The following is a 20,505-nucleotide window of genomic DNA, read 5'->3' on the forward strand; positions in this document are numbered from 1 at the left end:
CTAGTTCTGGCAGCCAGTAGCCGATTGAATCAATCTGCGATTTTTCGGCGACCAACGCCACGCCGTACATTCGTTCGATGAAAAAGGTGATCGCGTTATAGCCGCCATGTACGAAAATGGGCGCATATAATGAAGCGAACCTGATCGCAACAATTGCGTAAATAATTCCATTCACAAAGCTGCCTAAAAAACCGTGATCGAAGTGAACAATCCCGAACATCAATGATGATACGACGATCGCGACGCTCAATCGATACTTCTCGCATAAACGACGCAATATGAATCCGCGAAAAACAATTTCTTCGACAACCGGACCCAACACGACAATGGTAATTGCTTGAAGGACCAGCCAGCTCGGCAGCCAGTTTGTATTCTCAAACGCAGAAGGCTTGGCAAGATGCCAGTGACGATATGCCCAGTCGACATCGATTTTTGCACTCAAAAAAACCAGGATCGCCCAGCACCCAATCCCGATGAATACGCTTGCAAAGAGCACAGCGGCCAATTCGGCTAGAGCCCGAACTGAGAAACCAGCCCCCATGAATTGAGTAAAATTCAGATTCTCTCGCTGAAGGAAACTTTTACTAAGAAAGATCATCGTCAATGCAATGCCAGCAAATTTCAGATAGATGAAATTTGTAATACCTTCCCCGTAGGTGCCTACGATATAGTCCCACACGAGCATTACGCAAACCCAAATAAATATGACTTCGTGTATTTTGATTGGCGCTGGCCGAACCATGGAATTTGAGAGCTTACTGAAATTATTCAACATCCTGCCACCTTTTTACTAAGATCGTCATCTGGTTTTATGTGACGAAGCCCGGCAATACACGTGCTTCGCCACTTCCGTCATCGAACTTCCGACTCAGCGATATAAAGCTAGGCCATCAATCACCGTGTACCCTGTCATACAGCCAGCGACCCAAATTACCGCCCCACCTCTGAACTTCATCAAAAGCTTCGAAGCCTACTTCAAGAAATTGTTGGAAGCTAGCTTCGCATCCAATTTTTTCAGTCGATATTTCGCATTTCATATCTTCTTTACCGCTACCACCAATTGCCTCGAGAATTGCAGAATTTTCGATTATTTGCATGACTTCTCCTTGCTATATGTTTCAATCGAACCGAAGTGTTCGATTGAATCCGGGCCGGCACACGGACTGATGAGAGTCAACCGGCGCGAATAATAAGACGAGCTAGTTTTCCATCTCGCTTACTTACATTTATTATCACGGATATCGGCAATCCAAATATTATCGAAACGCAAACTAAGAATTTAATCTGCAACCAATTATTGAGAGAAAATTGCTGGACGCAATTCGACTTCTTTGCCTGCACGTAGACAAACAACCCGATCCGCAGAGTTAATCGTCTCTGGCCGGTGCGCCACCATGATGCGTGTCAGCGCCATGGCACTCAACGCCGCATTCACGAGTTGTTCGTTTTGAATATCGAGGTGACTGGTAGCTTCGTCCAATGCCAGCACTTTGGGAGATTTGTAAAGCGCTCGGGCCAGTAAAATGCGTTGTTTCTGCCCGCCCGACAAACTGCTGCCCATATCCCCCACCAAGGTTTGATACCCCATCGGCATTGCGGTAATTTCGTCATGCACCGCCGCCATCCGCGCGCAGCGCTCCACATCGGCATATTCGCATTTGCTGTCGAAGAAACTGATGTTGTCGATGATGGAACCTGCCAGGAGCACGTCATCCTGCATGACCGTGCCGACCAGTTGCCGATATGCCTGCAGGCCAAGCTGCTGAATCGGAATTCCATCGATCATTACCTCCCCTTCGCTGGGCGCGAGTAAGCCGAGAAGGATCTTGCACATCGTGGTCTTGCCGCATCCGCTTGGGCCGACCAACGCAACGCTCTGCCCTGCCGGTATATGCAGATTCACGCCATCCAGAATCCACGGCTCACCGTCCGCGTAACGAAACTTCACATCGCGCAGGGTGATGCTGGGAGTAATCCGGCTTAAATCGCTTTCCCACATGGTCGTGGGCTCCGCCGGCTCCAGAACGATATCGGACAGCCGCTCCGCATGCAGCCCGAGCATCTTCAGGCTGATCAGCATGTCCACGAGGCTGACCATGCGGCCCGCGAACGTCGCCGCGTAACTGATGAATGCCATCAGCATCCCCACCGTCAGCGCATTACGCAGCACCAGCCCTGCCCCAACGTAGAAAACGATCAGACCCTGCAAACCGATGATCGTACTGTTCGCCGCCTTGATCAGGATGGTGAGCTTTTCGGTCCTGGCATCGCGGTTGACGACATCCTGCTTGAGGTTTTGCCAGCGCGCCTTGCGCTCGGCATCGCGCCCGAACAATTTAAGGGGAACGATGGCCCGCACGGTTTCCACAAAATGCGTATTCTCCTTTGCCGCGAGAATCAGGCGTTCCTGCGATGCGATTCTGAGCGGCTGGTAAAACATCCACCGCAACGCGGCGTATAACGCGACGCTGACGACGACGATCAGCGTGAGCTCCGCGCTGTACATCAACATCATCCCCAACGCCAGCAGCGCCATCAAACCATCGAGTACGCTTTCCACAAAAACGCTGGTCAAGGTCTGCTGGATCGCGGCAATGCTGCCGAAGCGGGATAGCACGTCGCCCAGGTGGCGTTTTTCAAAAAATACCGTAGGCAGGCTGATCAGATGGGAAAATACACGGGCCGACCATTGCAGGCCAACGTCGATACTCCATCTCATCAACACCATGCTGCGCGCAATGCCGATCAGCGTCTGCGTCACCAGCAGGAGAGCAAAGCCGACCACCAATATCTGCAGCAACTGGTGATCGCCGCTAACGATCACCTCATCGATCACGTACTGATTGAACAAAGGCGAAACAAGCGCAAACACTTCCAGCGCAAGTGCCAGCGCGAAGACTTGCAATAACGCCCGGCGTAATCCCACGACCGGTCCGGTCAGCTGCTTGATCGACATCCTGCGCGTCGCATCTTTCTGCTCGAACTCCGCCGTCGGCAGCAGTTCCAGGGCGACCCCGGTAAAATGCTCCGACACCTCGGCCATCGTGAGGATGCGTTCACCGACAGCCGGATCGAGAATGACGACGGTGGTGGCACCGCGCAGGCTGCGCTTGATCTTCTTGAGGACCACGAAGTGATTCAGATTCCAATGCAATATGCACGGACACTTCAAGGCGCCCAATTCGTCCAGCGCCAGTCTTAAGGGCCGCGACGCAAGATGCATGGAGCCCGCGTGACGCATTAATTGCGCCAGGCTCGCGCCTTTGAGACTGATCGAAAAGCGCCGGCGCAAATCCGCAAGATCCATATGACTGCCGAAATGGCTGGCCACCATGGCAAGGCAGGCCAGGCCGCATTCGCTGGACTCGGTCTGTAGAATGGCTTTCATCTCCGGCTCCCTCAGATCGGTTTAACGCTGCGCCGCCGCCAGCAAAGGCGCGGCGATCTATTCCCAGATGCGGCGCCGGTCCTGCACGATGTCCGCTTCCAGCGTCATCCCGGCACGCAGCGGCTGCGCCACGCCATAAACATCCACACTCTGGCGCGACAATTGCACCCGGATCCGGAACAAAGCCTCGTTGCTGTTAACTCCCGGCGTGCTTTGTTGTGCATTGCTCAGGATCGTACTGGCCAGATGCGGCGGAAGATCATTGGGCGCAAACGGCGCCTTGCTGATATCGGCAATGCGCCCGCGATGCAGTCCGAATTTCTGATAGGGATAAGCCTGGTAACGTATCAAGACCGTCTGCCCGGCTGCGACAAAACCCATCATCCGGCTTGGCGCATACAGCTGGACCTCCAATGGCTCGCCCGATTGCTTGCCGTTCGCTTGAGGTATCAACACCGCCAGCGACTGAGCGGCAGCGACCGCTTGCCCGGAACGGTAAGTAATCGTCGCTACCACCCCTGCCTGGGGTGCGAGTATCAGACTGGTTTTCCGGCTGTGATTCTCGGCGATTTCCTTGTCGATGCTGGCCTCCGAGCGCTGTAACTGGCTCATCGTGTTGTCCAGCTCGCCCACGCTGGCAGTGCGTTCCGCTGCCAGGTTCAGCCGGCTCGCTTGCAGCTGCAGCTTTGCTCTTGTAAGCGTACTGATCCGCGCGCCAAGATCGATCAGCTCTTCTTGCTTTTGCTGCGTCTGCGCGGCGGAGACGAACCCACTCCCCTGCAAGGTTTCGTACTTGGCAAGGCTCGACTTGGCCAGTTCGAGGCGCCGCTGCGCTAACGCGATTTCCTGCTCCAACTCCAGCGTCTCCGCATTGACGTTCAACAAACGTTCATCGATGGCAGTCGCCTTATCGCGATGCTGCGCCATCCGGGTGCGGCGCTCGGACGCCAGCGTGTTTTTCTGGATGGTTAACTGTTGCGCCACCAGCATGGAAATTTCGCCGCTGCTTCCCTGGCGTTCCGTCGACACTTCAAACAGCGGCTGCCCGGCGATAACAGCCTGACCTTCCGTCACAAAACTGCGCGTCAGAATTCCCGCATTCATTGCGGAGATCGTCAAGCTTCCACCAGCAGGCAAGGTCATGCCTGTCACCCGCGCTTTTCTGGTCACGGTACCGAAGAAAATGTATGCAAGAACACACAGCGCAATTGCCAAAGCAACACATGCAACGATTCTGACCGACATGGGCTGGGCGAGCCGGATCGCACCCATCCATTGATTGGCGTGCGCTTGCGCCACCTCCTTGCGGAAGAAGGTGTCGTTAACGGCGGATGGATGTTCGGGTGGGGCGGCCTGCGCTACCTCTGGCGAGGCGCTATTGAGCGTGTTCTGACAAATGTTCGGCATTGGGCAAGGTCTCATTTCACGGTAGGCAGCGCGCGTCGCCTTTCAGCGACGCGGTTTGCGTGAAGAAACGGAGACTCAAAGCCTATCGAACATGAAATCTTAGCTAATGACTTAACGTAAGTTTTCCCGACAATCTATTTAATGCATGTCAGCTTGCGGTAGAACAAAACGGTGCTCGCAACATCGCGCCGCCCCTGATGAGCGGCAGCGCTTGCAAAACGGGTCAGTCGCCGGCAAGGCGCGTCGAACGGCCCAGGGTCCAGGCAAACGCCACGCCGGCCGACGCGCCGGTTTTCTTCTTCATCAGCGGACTGTCTTCGTTGGCGGCACCGGCATAACTCTCAAGCCGCATGAAACCGAACACGCGCACGTCCTCATTGATCATGCGCGACGCGCTTGCGCCCACCCGTGCCAGCATCAGCCCCGCGTCGGCCCGATAGCCAGGCCGCGTGGACGTGGCATATTGCGGCTGCACTTCGTAAAAATAGCGGTTCACCTTCTTGTCGCCGATGACCACCCCGGCGTTGGCATCGAAGGTCCACAGGCCGTCGGCGCTGCGCATCTCGTACACCACCTTCGGCTCGAACGTGAAGCCTTGCGTGCGCACCCCGGCGCGCGCTTCGATCACGGCGCGCAGCGGGATGTCGAGGCGTACGCGGCTCGATGCGCCCGGCTCGGCGATGCGCACCTTCAGGCGCGGTCCGAATTCGAGCAAGGTGCCCAGGTTGGGCATGCCGGCGCGCGCGGCCACGTCGTCGGAGCGGGCCGGCAGCGAAGCGGCCAGGCCCACATCGAGTTCGACCGCCTCGCGCTTGACCAGGCGCGCGCCGATGCCGGATTGGTCGGCCCGGAATACCTTGCCGCGGTAGATCAGGAACGGCAGCAGCAAGCCGCGCGTCGAGCGGTCGGCCGAGCCAGGATAGGCGGGCGTGGAGGCGACGCCGCCAAGGACGCCGGCTTCCCACAGCGGGAGCGGTTTGTTTTCGGCTGGGGCGGCGGAAGCGGCGATGGGGAGGACCAAAACGATGGCGGCGAATTTTGCGACTGGCTTCATGAGGATGCTCACGGGTGGATCAGCGAACTTGGATCCCCGCCGAGTGACGCCTTGGCGCGGGGATGACGTGGGGAGGCGGCGGGCCGTACTAACCAACGCGGGACTGCACAGCGATGTCCCGAGATTGCAGTTATGGCCAGATCGTTTGCAGCAGCGAGGCCAGATGGTACCCGCCTTTGATCAGCTGCGTCTTGGCCAGGGCGGAACTCGGCACCGGGTAGTTCGATCCCATCTCCAGCCCGAAGGTGTAATACGTCTCGCCCTTGCGGTTCACCTGCTTGCCGATCGCGCCCGGCGTGACGTCCGAATAAGCCAGCTTGGACGCAGCCAGCGCGTCGTCCGCCCACTGATACGGCCAGCTGGTGGCGTCGCCCGTGTTCATCGCCACCACCGGCTTGCCGTCGATGACCTTCTGCGCGAACTGCTCCGGCGTCTTGGTACTGATGCGGCGCATCGCATAATCGACCACGGTGCTGTCCCAGTACGCGTGGAACGGCCTGGTCGTCCACTTCTGCGCGCCAGGCGGCAGCGGCTTGGCTTCGCCCGGAATCAGGCCCGCGCTCAGGGATGTCAGCTTGTCGTCGTCGAGCAGCAGGCTGTTGCCGCCGCGCGAATCGTAGATGTTGAGGCTATCGATATCCTCGTGCTTCTTCGGCACCACGAACTTGCCGTCCTTGCCGACGAATGCCGCGCCCACGTGCAGCGGCTGGTGGATGTCGCCGGTCATGTGCGCCACCAGCAGCAACGCCTGGCGCTTGGTCAGCTTGTGCGGATTGAGCGCCGGATCGGTCTTGCCCTGCAAGACAGCGATGGCCTGCTTGAGCGTTTGCACGATGTCCACATCGGCCGTACCCACCGCACCGTCGTGATAGTGCTCGTTCTGGAACGGGATGTCGGTGTAGTGGTATTCGTTGTGGCGCGGATTGACCGCCGTGTAGGCATTCATTTCCGGCGTCGGCGGCGTGTAGCCGGCGCCGCCCTTGGCGCTGTCGGCCCACACCGTGATCGATTCGAGGCTTTCGCCCGGCAGCAGCAAGGCCGCGACCTGCTTTTCGGCGTTGCTGCCCTTGATCAGTTTTTCTGCGATGGCGCCGACCGCGCGGTGCCCCTCGGCGCCCCACGCCAGCGCGTCCACCGAAACAAAAGCGCCGGACAGCGCCAGTACACAAGCCAGTTTTTTCATTATTCGTTTCCCTTGTTCGGTTTTGGATAGTCTTTGCCGATCTCGATCGGCTGGGCGTACGAGGAACTCCACGTCTGCTCGTGCAATGCGCCAAGGCGCTGCGCCATCTTCTCGTTGCGCAGCACGACTTCGAGGTTGCGCGACTTGTCGAAATAGCCGCCGGCCCAGTTGCTGGTGCCGATCCAGGCCAGCTTGCCGTCGATCGACATGGTCTTGCTGTGGATGACGCGCGCGAACGGAATCGGTCCGCTCGCGGCAAGCGGCAAGGTGACGATGCGCACCTCCACATTCGGCAGCAGCGCCAGGCTTTTCAGGTAGGCGATGCCCGGCTGGTCGGTGCTCCAGTTCGAGACCATCAGCTTGATCTTCACCCCGCGCCCAGCCGCCGCGCGCACCGCGTTATCGATCACGCCGTAGTACGGGCGCGTGCTATCAGGCCCGTAGCCGAGCGGCGCGTAGTCGAGCAGCTGGATGCGCACCTCGGTCCTGGCGTCGGCCAGCAAGGCCGGCAGCACCACTTCGGAATCGGCGACGCCGGGCGGATTGAAGGCGGCCGGGCTGGCGACCAGCTGCGCGGCCTGCACGGCCACCGGTACCGCGAAAGCGACGGCGCGCGGCACCGCCAGGTTGGACGCCAGCAGCGACTGCGCCTGCCAGTCACGCTCGAACACGGCCCGCACCTGCGCCACCATGGCCGCATCGGTGATCAAGAGGCCTGTCTCCTGGATATGGGTAAAAGCGCGCCAGTCGAAGTTCTGGCTGCCGATAAAGGCCGATTTTTTGTCCACCGCGATGTACTTGGCGTGGATGATGCCGGTGCCGGTCAGCTGCGCGTAATCGAGCACGCGCATGTCCAGGTTGGGGATCTTGCGCAGCCGCTCCAGGGTGGCCGGATCGGACAGGCCGATGCCCTTCTTGTCGAGCAAAAAGCGGATCTTCACGCCGCGCGTGCCGGCCGCCTCCAGCCGCTCCACCACTTTCTCGAACGGCGTGCCAGCCTTGCTGATGGCATAGAACTGGCCGATCACGATCTCGCTGCGCGCCTCGTCGAACAGCTGCGACCAGACCGCGGCGCTGCTGCGCAGGTCGGCGTTGACGAGCGTGGTCTCCACCGGCGCGGTGTGCACCAGTTCATAGCCGGGAATGGAAAACCCGGCCTGCGCCTGCGGCCCCAGGACCAGCGCCAGCAGCGCGGCCAGCCCACGGCGAAGCGGCGTCATTGCACCGTCCCGATGCGGCCTGCCGGCGTGGCCGCGCCCACCGGTTTGCCCGCCTTGTCCTGCCTGATCATGAACTGGACCACGGCGTCGATATCGCGGATCTGCGTATCGCGCTTGTTGGTCGCGGCGGCGAATGCCGGGAAGCTGTCGCCGCCTTCGGCCAGGAAATTATTGCCCGCCACGCGCACCACGGCGGCATCGTTCAGTACCTTGCCGTTCAAGGTGACGCTGTCGCGGATGACGCGCTGGCCGGGCGGCGCGGCCGGGTTCCAGCGGTAGCTGAAGCCGTCCGATACCTGCAGCACCGAGACGCTGCTCGCACCCGGACGCGCCCACTGCTGCTCGAGCAGCGCGCGGATCTGGGCGCCGGTCATGTCCATCGCCACGATCGTATTGCCGAAAGGGAGCACGATCTGCACGTCGCCGTAGGTGGCGGTCAGACTGGCGCCCACATCGAGGTCCTGGCGCATGCCGCCCATGTTCATGAAGCCGATCTGCACACCCTGCGATTTGGTGGCCGCCAGCACGGCGTCGGCGATCAGGCCACCGAGCACGGTTTCGCCGGCCGCGCTTTCCTTGCGGTTGATCGAACGGATGGCCACGCGCGCCACCGGCCGCGCCAGCGCCGCCTCGCTGCGCTCCCTGGCTTGCTTGAGATAGGCCGACACGCGCGCGTCCGGCGGATACTGGCCCGCTTTCATCACCACGTTGCGCACCCCGATGTCGCCCACGACGCCGCTGGCCGGATCGACCATCATTTTGATGCGCGAGAGCACATGGCCGCCCATCTCGCCCTGGGTCACCACGCGGCCATCAACCTTGCACTGGAAGCCCGTGTGCGAGTGGCCGCTGACGATCACGCGAATCGCCGGATCTAGCTTTTTGACGATGTCGACGATCGGGCCTTTCAGGTCGCTGCAATCGGGCTTGTCGAACGGTTCCGGCGTGTGTCCGCCCTCGTGAATGAGCACCACGAACACCTGTGCGCCCTGCGCGCGCATGGCGGGAATGACGCGGTTGATCGCCGTGGCCTCGTCCTCGAACGTCAAGCCCACGATGCCCGAGGCCAGCACCACCGCTGCGGTGTTGCGCAGCACAGCGCCGATCAGGCCGACCTTGACGCCCTTGACGTCTTCGATGCGGTAGGCCGGCAGGAACGGCTTGCCGGTGGCGTCGTCGATCACGTTGGCGGCCAGGTAAGTGAAGCCGGCGCCGCGGAAGTCTTTGCTGAACTGGCAGGCTTTTTCGGGACGTACCGAGTCGCAGCCGCCGCGTTGCTGGCGCAGCAGTTCGGCGCGGCCGTTGTCGAATTCGTGATTGCCGACCGAGGAGATGCGCATGCCCGCCAAGGTCAGCGCCTCCAGCGCCGGTTCATCGGCCCACATCGACGACATGGCGGGGGAAGCGCCAATCAGGTCGCCGGCGCCGACGAACAGCAAGTCCTTGTCTTCCTTGCGCCAGGCCTGGACGGCGGCGGCGATGGTGTCGATGCCGCCGGCCTGCGCGGTCTGCTGGCCGCTGGCGTGGATGCTGTGGTACTGGAATTTGGTGGAGTCGAGGTGGCCGTGGAAGTCGTTCAGGGCAACCAGGTTGATCTCGATCGGGGCCGTCGGGCGCGTGGCGCAGCCCGCCGACAGGAAGGCCGCGGCGAGCGCGGCGCAGAGAGGCCTTGAGAATAGTGTCATAGGTAATAGGATAACCGAAGAGCGCAGGCCGCAGCGGACGCCACGCCCTACAATATGTATCGGGAATGTATCGATCAAGGCAAAAAATCACGCACGGGCGGGACGAAAAAAAACGGCCAGTGTCGCCACCGGCCGTTCTTCAAACTACCTTAGTCAGCCATCAGAATTCGTACTTGACCGTCGCTTGAATGGCCCACTGCGACTCGCCCTTGGTCTGGCGAACGTCGAGCGATTCGACGTTATCGCGTACTTTGTAGATGTACTTGCCGTTCGCATCGAGACCGACGTAGTCGACGAAGCTGCGCGCCTGGGCGCCAGCGCCCTGGAAACCAACTTCATTGATACGGCCCCATTTCTTGTTCAGCAAGTTGCCGAAGTTGAAGAAGTCGAGGCTGAACACGGCCTTGTTCTTGGCGAACAGACCTGGCAGTTCCTGGGCGATACGCATGTCGAAGCTGTTGCTCCACGGCGAGAAGTCCGTGTTACGGCCAACCACGCCGCCAGCGGCATTTTTCAGCACGCTGTTGCTGTTGACGACGCCCCAGAACTTGTCTTCGTTGGTGTGGCTCGTTGCCGTGTCGCCTTGGAACACCACCTGGCCCGAACCTGGTGCCGACGGGATGTACATCAGGTCGTTACCACCGGAACCGTCGCCGTTCAAGTCGTTGTTGACGGTCCAGCTGTACGGCTTGCCCGAACGGCCTTCGTAGAACATGCCGAAGCGGGTCTTGTACGCGCCGAAGAAACTCTTCTGGAAGTTGACGATGGCGTTCACGCGGTTCTTGACCAGGTAGCTCGAATTGGCGTTGACTTCTTCATTCGGATTGAAGATCGAACGGCCGGTGAAGTTCGAGTTCGAGGTCGACGAGGTCAGTGGCGACACTTCCTTGGAGTCGGTGTAGGTGTACGCCATCGACCAGCCCAGGCCCGACGTCATCGGACGGCTCAGCGACAGGGTCGCCATGCCGCTGCCACCCTGGTCGGTTTTTTGCGCCAGCAGCACGTTGGCGAACGACTCGTTGCTCAGTGCTTTGGTGCGGAAACCAGCGCAGGCAGGGCCGCTGGTGATCGAGTTGCCGGTCGCGCTCCAGCACGCGGCGTTGTAACCCTGGCTGGTGTAGTACAGGGAACGGCCATCGCTGCCCTGGCGCGTTGCGGCACCGAGGTTCAGGTTCTGATAGAAGATGGCGTCCTTGGACTTGACGTGCAGGTACTCGGCACCGAAGACCAGGCCGTACCATGGCAATTCCATGTCGAACGCGATGTTGGCTTTCCAGACCGACGGCTGGCGCAAGCCTTGCGCCAGGATGTCGACGTTGGCCGCCGGCATGGCAGCGCTGCCGCCGAAGCTGGTTTTCTGCTGGTCCGGATTGGCGTTGAAGATGCTGGCGCCGCCGCACGCTGCGAAGTTACCTGTGCCGCAACCGACGGTGGTCGTTGCCACGCCAGGGTTCGAGAACGGGTTCGACAGCCAAACCGCGGCAGCGTTACCCTGGAACAGGCCGGCGCCACCGCGGATTTGCATCTTGCGGGCGGTGTCGAAGTTGTAGTTGATGCCGAAACGTGGCTGTATCAGATTCTGGCCGTCGAAGGTGTTGGTGTTGTCCATGCCATAGCCGCCCTTTTCGCGCAGGCCGGTGGCAACATTGCCTTCGATCTTAGGTGCGGCGACGGCATTGTTGCGCAGTGGACGGTCGCTGATGCGGGCAGCATCGAGACGCACGCCGGCGCTGACCGTCAGGCGTGGGCTGATGGTCCAGGTATCCTGCACAAAAGCGCCGTAGTTCTTCAGCGAGAAGTTGGCGACGGCATCGTTCAGGTTCACGCCCGGAGCGGCGACCTGCACCTGGTACGAGTTCGGACGGCCTTTGGCGAAGTTTTCCAGGATGGCTTGTTCAACCTGGGCCGGAGTCGCGCTGGCGCAAGTGATCGCGCCGAAGCTGTAGGTCCAGGCCGCGCTGCTGTTCTGGCAGTTAAACGAATAGTTGCCGTAGATGTTTTGCTGGAAGGCGTTGAAGATGGTGTTGTTGCTGTAGTCGGTGCCGAACTTGACTTCGTGGTCGCCCAGGCCCCAGTTCGCGCCCAGATAGACGTCGTCGGTCTTGGTGGCGAGAATGTTGCGGTGACGGCTGCTGTCGGTACCGAAGCCCAGCGAACGGTTGGTGGTAGGCACGGTTGCCGGCGTACCATCCGGATTACGTCCGGTCATCGACAGGCTGATCGCCGGCAGGCGCGAGTTCAGGGTCGGCACGCTGTCATAGTCGCGCTGCGACAGTTTGAATTCGGTCGAGAAGTTCGGGCTCCAGTCCGACGTCAGCTGGGCCACGAAGGTTTCGATCGTCTTGTCCTGCGCGTACCACTGTGAATTGAGCGACAGGCCGGTGGCGGAAATGCCGGCAAATTGCGGCTCGGACTGCGACGTCTTCGCGTAACGGAACATCGCGCGGTGGTCGTCGTTGATGTTCCAGTCGACCTTGACCAGCGCATCTTCCACGTTCAGCTTGGCGCCGCTCGGCACATCGGTGGTGCCGGCATCGATGCCGTACTGGTTCTTGGCGATGCCCTGGGCCGCGGAAATGAGCGACGGGGAAATGCCGACGTTGGTCAGCGAACTGCCCAGCGGGCCGAAGGCCGGCGCCGAACGGCTCGATTCGAGCTTCTCGTAGTTGGCGAAAATGAACAGCTTGTCCTGGATCAGCGGGCCGCCCAAGGTGAAGCCGGCGGTGGTGTCCTTGGACGATGGCGGCGCGTAGTAGCTGTCGTTGGCGTTGTTGAAGCGGTCGCCGGACATCTTGTCGTTACGGAACACGTAGTAGAGGCTGCCCTTGACCGTGTTGGTGCCGGACTTGGTGACGGCGTTGATGTTGCCGCCGGTGTAGCCTTTTTGCGTGACGTCGTAGTTGGCGACGTTAACCTGCACGGTCTGGATCGCTTCGATCGAGATCGGCTGCTTGGCGGTCGGGCTGCCGTTCGATTCCAGGCCGAAGGTGTCGTTCACGGCCACGCCGTCGATGGTCAGCGAGTTGTAGCGCGAGTTCTGGCCGGCCACGGAGATTTCGCCGCGTTCCTTGTCGGTCTGGGCCACGCGCGGGTCGGCACGGGCGTAGTCTTGCAGGTTGCGCTGGATCGATGCCTGGGTGGCGATTTCGGCCGAACCGATGTTGGTGCCGGCGCCCATGCTCGATTTCGAGAACTTGTCGGAGCGGGCAACCGAACCGGCGATGGTCACGGATTGCATTGGCGCGCCCAGGGTGGCATCGACGGAAGCGGTCTCGGCCAGCTGGATGAACACGCCTTCGCGTTTTTCGGTGATGCCGTCTTTGGTGACGATGATCGTGTACGGACCGCCCGAACGCAGGCCGCGCGCAACGTAGCGTCCCTCGCCGTCGGTGACGACATTGCTGACGGAACCGGATTCTGCGTGGACGATGGATACGGTCGCGCCACTGGCAGGCTTGCCGTCGGCAGCGGAAATGCGTCCGCCGATGGCCGACGTGGTGTTCTGCGCCATGGCCGGCAAGGTCGCCAGCGCGATCGATAGCGCCAGCGCCAGCTTGGTGACCTGCATCCGATTATGTTTGATCATTGTGTAATCCCAAAAAAAGACATGTTATGGTGGAAAGCCGTGAAGCCTTCCCTCTGTACTTTGTTGCAAATCTGCGCTGGCGGCGCTTGTGGCGCCGCCACGAAAAAGCCTGTCAAATAAAGCGAAGCCGTCTTGATTGTCATCCGTCGTGCCCGTCGAGCGAAAGCGCCCGACCGCGGCGTGTTCCTGCGCAGCGCGCAAGTCTACTTGCCGAATGTGTCACCACCATGACCATGGGGCAACAGGCAATATTCATGTTTCCGAAAACATCCTCAGCCAACTATGCAGCAGCGCCCGCGCGGCTGACAAATACCATTTCGTTTATGCATTTATATATCGATCATATAAATTCATGCATAAAGTAGTGCTAGATCGACCGAGGGAGGCATTTTGCCGGGCATCTTGCCTTGGCGGATTATAAATCGTCCCTTCCAAGGTGAAATCCTTTCATATGGATTTTCGACAAACGTTTGCCCGGACGCGCAAATGTGTAGCAGGACGGCCACAGACTTTCCATTCCGTAAATCATTTTTTACAACAAACAAAGGGATGTTTGGTACCGCGCAAGGTCGCGTGGCTGAAGTTGTGCAGCGTTTGGGAGGTGGGAGTGGGGAAACGGCAGAATTGGGGCGCGGCAGACACGGCAAGCCGGGGCGCTGCCCCCGTCGCCGCTGCCAGTGGCGGAAACGACGGGGTTAAACAGCTCAGCGCGCGCGGGGCGTGGCGCTGGCGGCGGCTGGCCAGGAGGCCACCTGCGCCTCGAAGCGTGCGAAGCGCTCGTCCAGCTGGCGCGTCAGGCGCTGCTTTTCCTGCTCCGGCAGGAAGGCGTAGCGCACGCCGTTGTACGAGACCTTCTTGATTTCGGCGTAAGACGGCTGGTAGCGGCTCGCGAACAGCGTGTATTCCTGCGACAGGTTGTGGCGCGTGACGCCGGCGTCGTCGGTCGAAATCACATATGGCACGCCGAATTTGCGGTACAAGGTCACCGGATGGTTGGCGCCTTTGATGCCGGAGATGAAGGCATTGCTGGTCAGGTTGATCTCGACCGGAATATCCTTTTCGCGCATGGTCTTCATGATCCCGGTCGCATTCGACTCGTGCGCCAGGTCGATGCCATGGCCGATGCGGTCCGCGCCGGCCACGTTCAGGGCCTGGTCGATGTGGAACTTGAGCCCTTCCGGCGGCACGTCGCCCAGCGCCAGCTCGCCCGCGTGCAGCGACAGCTTCACCTTCGGATACTGGGTTTTCAGGAAGCGGAACATCTTCATGTGCAGCGCGTAGTCGCGCATCGACTGCGCCAGGCTTTCCTGGCCGACGATGTTGACGCCGACAACCAGCTCGCTCTGGCTGGCGGCCTTGAAGCCGGCCAGCATCGACGAGAACACCAGCGAGGGATTAAGCAGGCGCAGTACATACGCCTGGTAGCGCATCGTGAACTGCTCGTCGTCGATGTTGGCATGGTTGGCCTTGATGCGCTCGACGTAGTCGGCCAGGTTCTGGTTGAAGGTCGGGTCTTTTTCCAGCTTCTCCATCCAGCCGCGCATGGCGGCGGTGAGCGCGGCGTCGTCGCTGGCTTTCCACATGGCGCTGTCGGCATCGGCGTTGCCCGTCATGGGCGCGAGCTTGAACATGGTTTCGATGTAGCCGACGTTTTCGGCGATGGCGCGCTTTTTCAGCTCCAGCAAGCCTTCGTTGTAATTGGCGTTCGAGACCGGGCCAAAGAAGCCGAAGGTCTGGAAGAACTGGCGGTCCGGCGGCGGCTGGATCGCGCCGTGGTTGTCGAAGTCCTTGCTCGACCAGCGCTGCAGCAGCTCGCGGTAGGTGAAGTCGTCGGCCAGCACCTCGGCCGAAGACAGGCAGGTGCGCTCGGCGGCGGGGAGCGCGCGCTGGGCGTCGATAACGGCTTTGCTGGTCTCGATGCGGTAGGTCTGCTTGTTGACGCACAGGCCCTGCTTGTCGAGGAAGTCGACGTATTGTTCGGCGTAGAGGGCGCCGGAGTAATGGTGGTGCAGGTCGGCGCCCTTGGGCATCTGCGAGAAGAACAGGGTCAGTTCGGACAGTTTCGGCTCGGCGCCGGCAATCAGGCCCGCCAGATGGCGCGCGGTGGCCGCTTCGTTGGCCTTCGATGTGGCGCCCGGCGCGGCGTGTGCGCTGGCGGCCAGCGCCAGGGCGATCAACAGGCTGCTCGTTTTACGGATCATGGATTTCTTCTCTCGATAAGTTACCGTCGCTCCCGCGCAGGCGGGAGCCAAGTTTAGGTGCTCAGCTGCGGCACGTACCTGGGCTCCCGCCTGCGCGGGAGCGACGGAGGTATTTACGCTTGCGTCGTACTCGCGCGCTCATGCACCTTGCACCCGGCCGCATAGGTCGCACCCACGCAGCGGTCGTCGCCCAGCAGCGCCAGCGCGAACAGCAGCTCCTCGAGATTATTGCAGCGCTCCGTGCGGCGCGCCAGCAACGGCGTCGCTTTCGGATCGAGCACGATGAAATCGGCCTCCGCCCCCGCCACGAAACTGCCGATGGTCCCTTCGAGCTGCATGCTGCGCGCCGCGCCCAGCGTCGCCAGGTAAAACATGCGCGCGGCCGGCAGGTAGCTGCCTTTCAGTCGCGCTACTTTATAGGCTTCATTCATAGTTTGCAACATGGAGAAGGAAGTCCCCGCCCCCACGTCGGTCGCCAGCGACAGCGAAACCCGCGCCGCGTCGGCCTTTTCAAAATCGAACAAGCCGCTGCCGAGGAAGAAGTTGGAGGTCGGGCAGATCGCCGCCGCCGACCCGGTTTCGGCCATGCGCGCGAAATCGCGGTCGTCGAGCCAGATGCAGTGGCCGAACATGGCGCGCTCGCGCATCAGCCCATAGTGGTCGTACACGTCCAGATAGCTGCGCGCGTCCGGAAACAGCGACTTGACCCAGCTGCACTCGTCCGCGTTCTCCGACACGTGGGTCTGGATGAACGTGTCCGGATAGGCCGCCGCCAGCTCGCCGGTCATCCGCAGTTGCGCCTCGGTGGAGGTGGGCGCGAAGCGCGGGGTGATCGCGTACATGGCGCGGCCCTTGTTGTGCCATTTCTTGATCAGGTCCTCGCTGTCGCGCGCCCCGCTTTGAGCCGTATCGCGCAAAAATTCGGGGCAGTTGCGGTCCATCAGCACCTTGCCCGCCGCCATGCGCAGGTTGCGCGCTTCGCTGGCCTCGAAAAATGCGTCGACCGATTCGCGGTGCACGGTGCAGTACACCATGGCCGTGGTGGTCCCGCAGCGCAGCAGCTCGTCGAGGAAGAAGTCGGCCACTTCGCGCGCGTGCGCCGGATCGCCGAACTGGCGCTCGGTCGGGAAGGTATAGGTTTCCAGCCACGGCAACAGGCCAGGCGCCGGAGAGGCGATCATGTCGGTCTGCGGAAAATGCAGGTGGGTGTCGATAAAGCCCGGCATGATCACCTTGCCGCGGTAATCGATCACCTGCGCGCCGGCCGGCAGTGTCGGCGACAGCTGCGCGTAGTCGCCGGCCGCGCCGACTTTACCGTCGGCGACGATCAGCAGGCCGTCTTCGTGCCACAGGCAGGCATCCGGGTTGAAGGCCGGGTCGGCGTGAAAATGCAGCAAGCTGGCTCGGTAGGCTTGCACGGTGGTTGGCGGTACGGTAGACATCAGACTCTTTCGGTAATTGCGGCCGTGGCTTGCCGGGACGCTTGGGGCGTCCTTTGCATGGCTTCCCACACGGTCAGTAACTGCGCGCAGACGGAAGCAGCGATGACCGCCGGCGCTTTGTTGGTGATGCCGGCCAGCCCGATCGGGCAGACCATGGCGTCGATGCGCGCCGCATCCACGCCACGCGCGCGCAGGCGGTGTTCGAACTGGCGGCGCTTGGTTTTCGATCCGATCAGACCGAACCAACCCACATCGGCTCGTGCCATGATCGCTTCGGTCAGGCGCTGGTCGAGCGCGTGGCTGTGCGTCATAACAAGGTAACTGGCACCGGCTGGCGCCGCGGCGACCAGCGCTTCGGGCATGTCGGTCGCTTCGATGGCGACGTTTGCCGGCACCTGCGGCGGGAACATGTCGTCGCGCTCGTCCACCCAGGTGACGTGGCACGGCAGGTGCGCCAGTGCGCGCACGATGGCTGTGCCCACGTGGCCGGCGCCGAACAGCACCAGGTGCGCGCGCGGCGCGAACACCGGGTCGACCAGCCAGCGCCGCCCGTCCGGCTCCTGCATCACGTAAGCGCCGCGGTCGCGCGCGAACACGGGTGGGCGGGCCCCAAGCAGCCAGCGGCCATCGCCGTCGAAGAGCGCGCTGTCCGGCGCGCCGTCGATGGCGACCACGCGCCAGCTATCGTCCTGGCGCCGCTGCCCGAGCACTGCAAGCTGCGCCGCATCGACCAGTTCGAACGCCAGGTGCACCACGCCGCCGCAGCACTGGCCCAGGCTGGGACCGAGCGCATAGCGTTCGAAGTGGCGCGGACGGGCGCCTGCCAGCATGGCGCGCGCGGTCTCGATGGCACGGTGTTCAAGGTGGCCGCCGCCGATGGTGTCAAACACGCGGGTGGCGCCGACCAGCATCTTGGCGCCGCACTCGCGCGGACCGGAACCTTCGACGATGGCCACGGTCACCAGCACGGCTGGAACGGTGGCGCTGAGCCAGTCGTCCATCACGCCGCCTTGAGCGCCGCTTCGACAGCGGAAATGGATTTGAGGATTTCTTCGCTGGTGGCCGGGGCGTTCAGCGGAGGATTGACCTTGTGCCCGCCGACGCTGGAAATCGCATCGCGGATCGCAAAGAACACCGAGAACGGCAGCAGCAGCGGCGGCTCGCCCACGGCCTTGGAGCGGTGGATGCTGTCTTCGACGTTACGGTTGTCGAACAGGCGCACGCGGAAATCCTCCGGACAATCGGAGACGCCCGGAATCTTGTAGGTCGACGGCGCATGCGTCATCAGCTTGCCGGCCGGGTTCCACCACAGTTCCTCGGTGGTGAGCCAGCCCATGCCCTGGATGAAAGCGCCTTCGACCTGGCCGATATCGATGGCCGGGTTGAGCGACTTGCCGGCGTCGTACAGCGCGTCGGCGCGCAGCAGCTTCCATTCGCCGGTGAGCGTATCGACCACCACTTCGGCCACGGCCGCGCCGTAAGCGTAGTACGAGAACGGGCGGCCGTTCATGGTCTTCGGGTCCCAGTGCAGGCCGGGCGTGGCGTAAAACCCGTCGGACCAGAGCTGCACGCGCGCCAGGTAGGCTTTCTGCACCAGCACCGGGAAGGCGACTTCGTGTCCGTTGACGAACACCGTGTCACCGGCGAACACCACCTCGCCCGCCTCGCCGCCGTACAGCTTGACCGCGTAGGCGGCAAGGCGCTCGCGGATCTGGCGCGCCGCGTCCTGGGCCGCCTTGCCGTTCAAATCGGCGCCGGTCGATGCGGCCGTGGCCGAGGTGTTCGATACCTTGCTCGTGTCGGTGGCGGTGGCGCGCACGTTAACAATGTCCACACCCAGTTCATGGGCGACGACCTGCATTACCTTGGTGTTGATGCCCTGCCCCATTTCGGTGCCGCCGTGATTGACGATGATGGACCCATCGACGTACACGTGCACCAGCGCGCCGGCCTGGTTCAGGTGCGTGACGTTAAACGCGATGCCGAACTTGACGGGCGTGAGCGCCAGTCCTTTCTTGAGCACCGGGCTGGTGGCGTTAAAGGCGCTAATGGCCGCGCGGCGTGCGCGGTATTCGCTGGTCTGTTCCAGTTCGGCGGACAGTGCGTGAATCACGTTGTCGACCACGACCTGGCCGTACGGCGTGACGTTGCGGTCGTCGCGGCCGTAGAAGTTCAGACGCCGGATATCGAGCGCATCGCGCCCGAGCTCACGCGCGATTTCATCGATGATGTATTCGATGGCAATCGCCCCCTGCGGGCCGCCGAAGCCACGGAAGGCGGTATTGGACTGCGTGTTGGTCTTGCCGCAGGCGGCGCGGATGTCGACGTCGGACAAATAATAGGTGTTATCGAAATGGCATACCGCGCGCGTGGCCACCGGCCCCGACAGGTCGGCCGAATAGCCGGCGCGGGTGACCATGTCGACCTTGGCGGCGACAATGCGGCCCTCGTCGTCGTAGCCGACTTCGTATTCGTAGTGGAAGCAGTGGCGCTTGCCGGTGACGAGCATGTCGTCGTCGCGGTCGGCGCGCAGCTTGACCGGGCGCTTGAGTTTGGACGCGGCGATCGCGGAAGCGGCTGCCCACAGCGCCGATTGCGACTCCTTGCCGCCGAAGCCGCCGCCCATGCGCCGGCATTCGACCACGATGTTATGCGAGTGCACCCCGAGCGCATGCGCCACCACGTGCTGCATTTCGCTCGGGTGCTGGGTCGAGCAAAGCACCAGCATGCCCTTGTCTTCCTTCGGAATGGCGTACGAAATCTGCCCTTCCAGGTAAAACTGCTCCTGCCCGCCCACATACAATTCGCCCTTGACCGAGCGCGGTGCTTTTTCGAAGGCGGCCTGGTAGTCGCCGCGCGCCAGACGCATCGGCGGCAACACATACGATTGCGCGGCGCGCGCCGCTTGCGGGGTCAGGATGGCGGGCAGTTCCTCGTACGTGACCTGGCCCAGGCGGGCGGCGCGGCGCGCGTGGTCGTGCGTGTCGGCGATGACGATGAAAATCGGCTGGCCGACGTACATGACCAGGCCATCGGCCAGGATCGGGTCGTCGTGGATGATCGGGCCGCAGTCGTTGGTGCCGGGGATGTCGGCCACTGTCAGCACCGCCACCACGCCCACGCTGGCGCGCACGGCGGCGAGATCGATGGCGGTGATGTTGGCGTGCGCCTTGCTGGACAAGCCGAGTGCCGCGTGCAGGGTGCCCTGCACTTCGGGGATGTCGTCGGTGTAGGTGGCCTGGCCGAGCACGTGCAGCGCGGCCGATTCGTGGGCGCGCGAGACGCCCACGCCGGTCCACGCCGCCGCTTTGAGCGCTGGGGTAGCTGCGTCGTTCATGG

13 protein-coding genes are annotated in these 20,505 nt (G+C 61.9%); all 13 read right to left on the bottom strand.

The genetic code is table 11. From position 1 onward, the window contains the following. Positions 1 to 775 (bottom strand): CPBP family intramembrane glutamic endopeptidase (locus RBA40_RS20935; protein WP_306649681.1); only part of this gene is annotated, 775 nt, incomplete at its 3' end. Between the two features lie 115 nt (positions 776 to 890). Beyond that, entirely contained in the window at positions 891 to 1,097 is a 207-nt protein-coding gene (locus RBA40_RS20940) for a hypothetical protein (protein WP_306649682.1), read from the bottom strand. Between the two features lie 197 nt (positions 1,098 to 1,294). Next, positions 1,295 to 3,388 carry a peptidase domain-containing ABC transporter gene (locus tag RBA40_RS20945; RefSeq protein ID WP_306649683.1) on the bottom strand — a complete coding sequence of 698 codons (2,094 nt, stop codon included), beginning with the start codon at positions 3,386 to 3,388 and terminating at the stop codon, positions 1,295 to 1,297. A gap of 57 nt (positions 3,389 to 3,445) precedes the next feature. Further along, positions 3,446 to 4,795: an HlyD family secretion protein gene (locus RBA40_RS20950; protein WP_306649684.1), complete on the bottom strand. Its 1,350-nt coding sequence runs from the start codon at positions 4,793 to 4,795 to the stop codon at positions 3,446 to 3,448. Between the two features lie 223 nt (positions 4,796 to 5,018). Next, entirely contained in the window at positions 5,019 to 5,849 is an 831-nt protein-coding gene (locus RBA40_RS20955; RefSeq protein ID WP_306649685.1) for a MipA/OmpV family protein, read from the bottom strand. Positions 5,850 to 5,979: 130 nt separating this feature from the next. Next, positions 5,980 to 7,032 carry a S1/P1 nuclease gene (locus tag RBA40_RS20960; protein WP_306649686.1) on the bottom strand — a complete coding sequence of 351 codons (1,053 nt, stop codon included), beginning with the start codon at positions 7,030 to 7,032 and terminating at the stop codon, positions 5,980 to 5,982. Continuing rightward, positions 7,032 to 8,252, bottom strand: coding sequence for a phospholipase D-like domain-containing protein (locus RBA40_RS20965; RefSeq protein ID WP_306649687.1), 1,221 nt, complete (start codon positions 8,250 to 8,252; stop codon positions 7,032 to 7,034). Before RBA40_RS20965 ends, RBA40_RS20960 begins: the two co-directional genes overlap by 1 nt. Next, complete coding sequence (locus tag RBA40_RS20970; RefSeq protein ID WP_306649688.1) at positions 8,249 to 9,937, bottom strand: bifunctional metallophosphatase/5'-nucleotidase; 1,689 nt, start codon at positions 9,935 to 9,937, stop codon at positions 8,249 to 8,251. The genes RBA40_RS20965 and RBA40_RS20970 overlap by 4 nt, the downstream gene beginning before the upstream one ends. A 160-nt stretch (positions 9,938 to 10,097) precedes the next feature. Further along, on the bottom strand, positions 10,098 to 13,523 hold the full coding sequence (locus RBA40_RS20975; protein WP_306649689.1) for a TonB-dependent receptor: 3,426 nt from the start codon (positions 13,521 to 13,523) through the stop codon (positions 10,098 to 10,100). Positions 13,524 to 14,227: 704 nt separating this feature from the next. Next, positions 14,228 to 15,724 (bottom strand): amidohydrolase family protein, encoded by a 1,497-nt coding sequence (locus tag RBA40_RS20980; RefSeq protein WP_306649690.1) that lies wholly within the window; start codon positions 15,722 to 15,724, stop codon positions 14,228 to 14,230. 113 nt (positions 15,725 to 15,837) lie between these two features. After that, a complete protein-coding gene (gene guaD, locus RBA40_RS20985; protein WP_306649691.1) occupies positions 15,838 to 17,166 on the bottom strand; it encodes a guanine deaminase in 1,329 nt (442 codons plus the stop codon). After that, the gene (gene xdhC, locus RBA40_RS20990) at positions 17,166 to 18,167 is read right to left on the bottom strand and encodes a xanthine dehydrogenase accessory protein XdhC (RefSeq protein ID WP_306649692.1); all 1,002 of its coding nucleotides are present in this window, start codon (positions 18,165 to 18,167) and stop codon (positions 17,166 to 17,168) included. The genes guaD and xdhC overlap by 1 nt, the downstream gene beginning before the upstream one ends. Next, a complete protein-coding gene (gene xdhB, locus RBA40_RS20995; protein ID WP_306649693.1) occupies positions 18,167 to 20,503 on the bottom strand; it encodes a xanthine dehydrogenase molybdopterin binding subunit in 2,337 nt (778 codons plus the stop codon). The genes xdhC and xdhB overlap by 1 nt, the downstream gene beginning before the upstream one ends. Between the last annotated feature and the right edge of the window lie 2 nt (positions 20,504 to 20,505).

The sequence above is a fragment of the Massilia pseudoviolaceinigra genome (assembly GCF_030846505.1).
Classification (GTDB): domain Bacteria; phylum Pseudomonadota; class Gammaproteobacteria; order Burkholderiales; family Burkholderiaceae_D; genus Telluria_A; species Telluria_A violaceinigra.